Below are 5808 nucleotides of genomic sequence, written 5' to 3' on the forward strand. Positions count from 1 at the left end.
GAGCAACCCGTGCTTCACCTGCGGCTGATCGTGCCGTCCGACCACACCGAACAGGTCTGCGACCTGGTGCGGAACACCGTTGGCACCACCCACCTCACCCTGCTGCGCGGTGCCGCAATCGAACCGCCCGGCGACCTGCTGACGTGCGAGGTGGCACGCGAGGCGGCCGACCCGCTGCTGGCCGCGCTGCGCGAGCTCGGCGTCGCCGAGAACGGCTTGATCGAGGTCGATCCGGTCGAGCTGACCCTCTCGAAGAGCGCCGACCGGGCGGAGGAGGAGGCACCGGGCGAGGGCGCCGACGCCGTGCTGTGGGAGTCCCTGGTCGAGGAGACCCACGAGGAGTCCACGCTCACCGTCACCTATCTGGCGTTCCTCACGGTGGCGACCATGCTCGCCGCCTACGGGGTGATGCTGGACAGCTCGATCCTGATCGTCGGCGCGATGGTCGTCGGCCCGGAGTTCGGCCCGCTGGCCGGGTTCTGTACGTCCCTGGTCCGGCGCGACGCCTCGCTGGCCCGGCGCTCGCTGGTGGCGCTGCTGGTCGGCTTCCCGATGGCGGTGCTGCTCACCGGCGCCTTCGCGGAGATCCTGGACGCCGCCGGCGTGTTCACCCACGCGAAGTTCTCCGCCCCGCACCCGGCCACCCAGTTCATCTGGCAGCCGACCGCGGACTCCTTCGTGGTGGCCTTCCTCGCCGGGATCGCCGGAATCCTGTCGTTGACGTCGGCGAAGTCCGGGGCGCTGGTCGGCGTGGCGATCTCGGTGACGACCGTGCCGGCCGCCGCGAACGCGGCGCTGGCCATCTCGTACACCGACTGGCACGAGCTCTGGGGCTCTGCCCTGCAGCTCGTGCTGAACCTGGCGGGCATCGCGGCGGCCGGCACGCTGACGCTGCTCGCCCAGAAGTGGTACTGGGCGAGCAGCGTGAAGCGGTATCCCAAGCGCCTGTTCACCCGTGGCGGCCCGGGCCGGAGCCCGCTCTGACCGTCCCGGGTGAACCCGGCCGCCGGCCGACCGGCGTCTCCGACCGGCCCGCACCCTGGCCGGGCTACTACCCCAGCGTCGCCTTGACCAGGTCCGCCAGCCGCCCGGCCACCGTGCGCGCGTGGTCGATGTCGGCGGCCTCGACCATCACCCGCACCAGGGGTTCGGTGCCCGAGGGACGCAGCAACACCCGTCCGGTGGTGCCGAGTTCGGCCTCGGCCTCGGTGACGGCGACGGCCAGTTCGGGTGCGCGGGACATCCGGCCCTTGTCGACGTCGGAGACGTTGACGAGCACCTGGGGCAGCCGCTGCATGACGGTGGCCAGGTCGGCGAGCGAACGGCCGGTGGCGGCGACCCGGGCGGCCAGCAGCAGCCCGGTCAGGGTGCCGTCACCGGTGGTGGCGTGGTCCAGCACGATGACGTGGCCCGACTGCTCGCCGCCGAGCGCGTAGCCGTGCTCCTTCATCGACTCCAGCACGTAGCGGTCGCCGACCGCGGTCTGCACGAAGGTGATGCCCTCGCGCTCCATGGCCAGCTTGAAGCCGAGGTTTGACATCACCGTGGCGACCACGGTGTTCTCCCGCAGCGTGCCCTGCTCGCGCAGCGCCAGCGCCAGCACGGCCAGGATCTGGTCGCCGTCGACCTCCTCGCCGGCCGCGTCGACGGCCAGGCAGCGGTCGGCGTCGCCGTCGTGGGCGATGCCCAGGTCCGCGCCGTGCTCGACCACGGTGGCCTTGAGCAGATCGAGGTGGGTGGAGCCGCAGCCGTCGTTGATGTTGAGGCCGTCGGGCTGGGCGCCGATCGTGATCACCTCGGCGCCGGCCCGGGAGAACGCCTCGGGCGACACCCGGGAGGCCGCGCCGTGCGCCTCGTCGAGCACGATCTTCAGGCCGTCGAGCCGGTTCGGCAGCACCGCGATCAGGTGCGCGACGTAGCGGTCGAAGCCCTCGTCGTAGTCGCGGACCCGGCCGACGCCGGCGCCGGTCGGGCGGACCCACGGGGCGCCGGTGCGGTGCTCCTGGTAGATCGCCTCGATCCGGTCCTCCAGCTCGTCGTCGAGCTTGTGACCGCCCCGGGCCAGGAACTTGACGCCGTTGTCCGGCATGGCGTTGTGGCTGGCGGAGAGCATCACGCCGAGGTCGGCGCCCAGCGCGCCGGTGAGATACGCCACCGCGGGAGTGGGCAGCACACCGACGCGCAGGACGTCCACGCCCGCGCTGGCCAGACCCGCCACCACGGCGGCTTCCAGGAACTCACCCGAGGCACGCGGATCGCGCCCGACCACGGCCACCGGCCGGTGCCCGGCGAAACTGCCCGCCTCGGCCAGTACATGCGCCGCCGCGACCGACAAGCCGAGCGCCAGCTCCGCGGTCAGGTCGGCGTTGGCGATGCCCCGCACCCCGTCGGTGCCGAAGAGTCGTCCCACAGTGTTTCCTCCGATGCGATGCGGCGGCTCTGCTTTGCGTGTGTCGCGATACCGCTGGGTCGTACAAGCACACATATACGCCCCTAGCTCATCATGCGAACGCCCCGGAGGCACCGATGTGCCTCCGGGGCGTTGCGTTGCGCGCCGAACGGGGTGAAGCGGAATGCCCGGCTCCCCCGCCGGGACGACTAGCGCTTGCTGAACTGCGGCGCCTTGCGGGCCTTCTTCAGACCGGCCTTCTTCCGCTCGACCGCGCGGTCGTCACGGGTCAGGAAGCCGGCCTTCTTGAGCGCGCCGCGGTTGTTGTCGACGTCCGCCTCGTTGAGCGCACGGGCGACGCCCAGGCGCAGCGCACCGGCCTGGCCGGAGATGCCGCCGCCGGAGATGCGGGCGACGACGTCGTAACGACCGTCGAGCTCGAGCACCTTGAACGGCTCGTTGACTTCCTGCTGGTGCACCTTGTTGGGGAAGTAGCCCTCAAGGGTGCGACCGTTGATCTTCCACTTGCCGCTGCCGGGGATGATCCGGACGCGGGCGATCGAGCGCTTGCGGCGGCCGGTGCCGGCAGCCGGCTGCGGGTCGCCGAAGCGGGAGGCCAGCGACTCGGAGGTGTACTCCCCCTCGACAGCCTCGGACTCGAAGGTCGTGATCTCGTCGTAGGACTCTTCGCCCTCGACGACGGTCTCGGCGGTGGTCTCAGCCACGATTCTCCTCAGATTCTTTCTGGTAGCAGGTGGCCGGGACTACTGCGCGACCTGGGTGATCTCGAACGGCACCGGCTGCTGGGCAGCGTGCGGGTGCTGGTCGCCCGAGTAGACCTTCAGCTTGGTGAGCATCTGGCGGCCCAGGGTGTTCTTGGGGAGCATGCCCTTGACGGCCTTCTCGACGGCCTTCTCCGGGCTCTTGGCCAGCAGCTCGTCATAACGCACGGAGCGCAGGCCGCCCGGGTACCCGGAGTGGCGGTAGGCCATCTTCTGGGTCTTCTTGTTCCCGGACAGGTGCACCTTGTCGGCGTTGATGATGATGACGAAGTCACCGGTGTCGACGTGGGGCGCGTAGATGGGCTTGTGCTTGCCCCGCAGGAGGGTCGCGGCCTGGGTCGCCAGACGACCCAGGACGACGTCCTGCGCGTCGATGACATGCCACTGGCGCTGAACGTCGCCGGGCTTGGGGCTGTACGTACGCACGGTCGTTAGCCTTCGCTATCTTCGGTGAGTTGGTCCTGACAAGGTTCACCCGGCGATCACGACAGCCTTGGTGACACAAGGGGACGCAACCCATGGGCCTACCGCTGGTCATCGGCCCGGTGGACCGGCGTAAGGGCCTCTCACGTGAGATAGAGCAAGCCAATACGCATAACGACATCGCAGAATACCCGTGTGCACCCGGGCGGGTCAAAACGATCCCCTGCGGGGGGCCGGGGGCAACCCTCCAGGGTGGTGTGTTCTGTCCGTTCCGGGCCCACCTGCCGGTGGCGGGTTGCGCGCGCCGTTCCCCGCGCCCCTGGTTCTGCGCGGCTCTTCCGCGAAAAGAAGGCCACCGAGCCCGGCGGACCCGAAGAGGTCAGCGCGGCCGGTCCACGCGGCGCTCGTCCCAGACCGGCTCCGCCGTTTCGCGGACCACGCCGTCGGAGCCGAAGACGAGGTAGCGGTCGAAGGCGCGGGCGAACCAGCGGTCGTGGGTGACCGCGAGGACGGTGCCGTCGTAAGCCTCCAGGCCGTCCTGGAGGGCCTCCGCGCTCTCCAGGTCGAGGTTGTCCGTCGGCTCGTCCAGCAGCAGGGCGGTGGTGCCCTGGAGCTCCATCAGGAGGATCTGGAAGCGGGCCTGCTGGCCGCCGGACAGCTTGTCGAAGGGCTGGTCGCCCTGCCGCTCGAGTTCGTACCGCCGCAGCACGGACATCGCGCGGCCGCGGTCGCGGGCGTGCTCGGCCCACAGGATGTCCACCAGGGTGCGGCCGGTCAGCTCGGGGTGGGCGTGCGTCTGCGCGAAGTGCCCGGGCACCACCCGGGCGCCCAGCTTGTACGCCCCGCTGTGCGCGACCGACGTGTCCCCGGCCAGCAGCCGCAGGAAGTGCGACTTGCCCGAGCCGTTGGAGCCCAGCACCGCGACCCGCTCGCCGTAGAACACCTCCAGGTCGAACGGCCGCATCAGGCCGGTCAGTTCGAGTTGCTCGCAGGTGACCGCGCGCACCCCGGTGCGGCCGCCCTGGAGCCGCATCCGGATGTCCTGCTCGCGCGGCGGCTCCTGCGGCGCGCCCGCCTCCTCGAACCGCCGCAGCCGGGTCTGCGCCGCGTGGTACCGCGAGGCCATGTCGGGGCTGTTGGCCGCCTGCTGCCGCAGCCGCAGCACCATCGCCTTGATCTTGGCGTGCTCCTCGTCCCAGCGGCGGCGCAGCTCCTCGAACCGGGCGAAGCGCTCCTTGCGGGCCTCGTGGAAGGTGTCGAAGCCGCCGCCGTGCACCCACGTGGTGGACCCGGCCGGGCCCGTCTCCACGCTGACGATCTTCTCCGCGGTACGCGACAGCAGCTCGCGGTCGTGGCTGACGAACAGCACGGTCTTGCGGGTCTGCGCGATCTGCTCCTCCAGCCAGCGCTTGCCCGGCACGTCCAGGTAGTTGTCCGGCTCGTCCAGCAGCAGCACCTCGTCCGGGCCGCGCAGCAGCGCCTCCAGCACCAGCCGCTTCTGCTCACCACCGGAGAGCGTCTTCACCTCGCGCCACTGCGCCCGGTCGTACGGCACCCCGAGCGCGGCCATGGTGCACATGTCCCACAGCGTCTCCGCCTCGTACCCGCGCGCCTCCGCCCACTCGCTCAGCGCCGTGGCGTACGCCATCTGCGCGGGTTCGTCGTCCTGCGCCATGATCGCCAGCTCGGCGGCGTCGACGGCCTTCGCGGCGGCCTGGATACGGGGGTGCGCGACGGACACCAGCAGGTCGCGGACGGTGCGGTCGTCGCGGACGCTGCCCACGAACTGGCGCATCACGCCGAGGCCGCCGCTGACCGTGACGGTGCCGCCGTGCGGCTTCAGCTCACCTGAGATCAGCCGCAACAGCGTCGTCTTGCCCGCGCCGTTGGGGCCCACCAGGGCCACCGCGGCGCCGTCGCCGACCCGGAACGAGACATCACCGAGCAGCGCCCGGCCGTCCGGGAGGTAGTACTCGATGTGCGCGGCTTCCACATGACCCATGACCCGGATTCTCCCTGCCGCCACGGACCTGCCCCAAGTCCTTTTCCGGGGCCGCGGCGGCAATATGATGCGCCACATGAGTGAAGGGCCGGGGCAGCAGCCCCCGCAGGAACCCCGTAACCAAGCCTCCGACGGCCCCCGCGAGGTCCTGGAGGGACGCGTCATCCCCTCCCGCACATCCGACCCCCGGCGCGGCTTCGCAGGCCCACCGC

Annotated in this window: 5 protein-coding genes; 1 reads left to right on the plus strand and 4 read right to left on the minus strand. The window is 71.0% G+C overall.

What is annotated here, in order from left to right:
* On the plus strand, positions 1 to 984 hold a 984-nt coding region (locus AC13HU_RS30750), incomplete at its 5' end, for a DUF389 domain-containing protein (RefSeq protein ID WP_483045250.1).
* Between the two features lie 67 nt (positions 985 to 1051).
* Here AC13HU_RS30750 and glmM read toward each other — a convergent pair.
* The 4 genes from glmM to AC13HU_RS30770 form a co-directional block, all read right to left on the minus strand.
* Positions 1052 to 2410, minus strand: coding sequence for a phosphoglucosamine mutase (glmM, locus tag AC13HU_RS30755; protein WP_483045251.1), 1359 nt, complete (start codon positions 2408 to 2410; stop codon positions 1052 to 1054).
* Positions 2411 to 2598: 188 nt separating this feature from the next.
* Positions 2599 to 3114, minus strand: a complete 516-nt coding sequence (gene rpsI, locus AC13HU_RS30760; RefSeq protein WP_483045252.1) for a 30S ribosomal protein S9 — start codon at positions 3112 to 3114, stop codon at positions 2599 to 2601.
* Between the two features lie 39 nt (positions 3115 to 3153).
* Positions 3154 to 3597 (minus strand): 50S ribosomal protein L13, encoded by a 444-nt coding sequence (gene rplM / locus AC13HU_RS30765; RefSeq protein ID WP_103886886.1) that lies wholly within the window; start codon positions 3595 to 3597, stop codon positions 3154 to 3156.
* 376 nt (positions 3598 to 3973) lie between these two features.
* The gene (locus AC13HU_RS30770; RefSeq protein WP_483045253.1) at positions 3974 to 5596 is read right to left on the minus strand and encodes an ABC-F family ATP-binding cassette domain-containing protein; all 1623 of its coding nucleotides are present in this window, start codon (positions 5594 to 5596) and stop codon (positions 3974 to 3976) included.
* Positions 5597 to 5808 lie beyond the last annotated feature (212 nt).

The organism is Streptomyces sp. NH27 (genome assembly GCF_056859195.1).

Bases quoted from the DNA above. Each gene is read 5' to 3' on its own strand.
- AC13HU_RS30770 (WP_483045253.1), bottom strand. From the start codon at position 5,596: ATGGGTCATGTGGAAGCCGCGCACATCGAGTACTACCTCCCGGACGGC.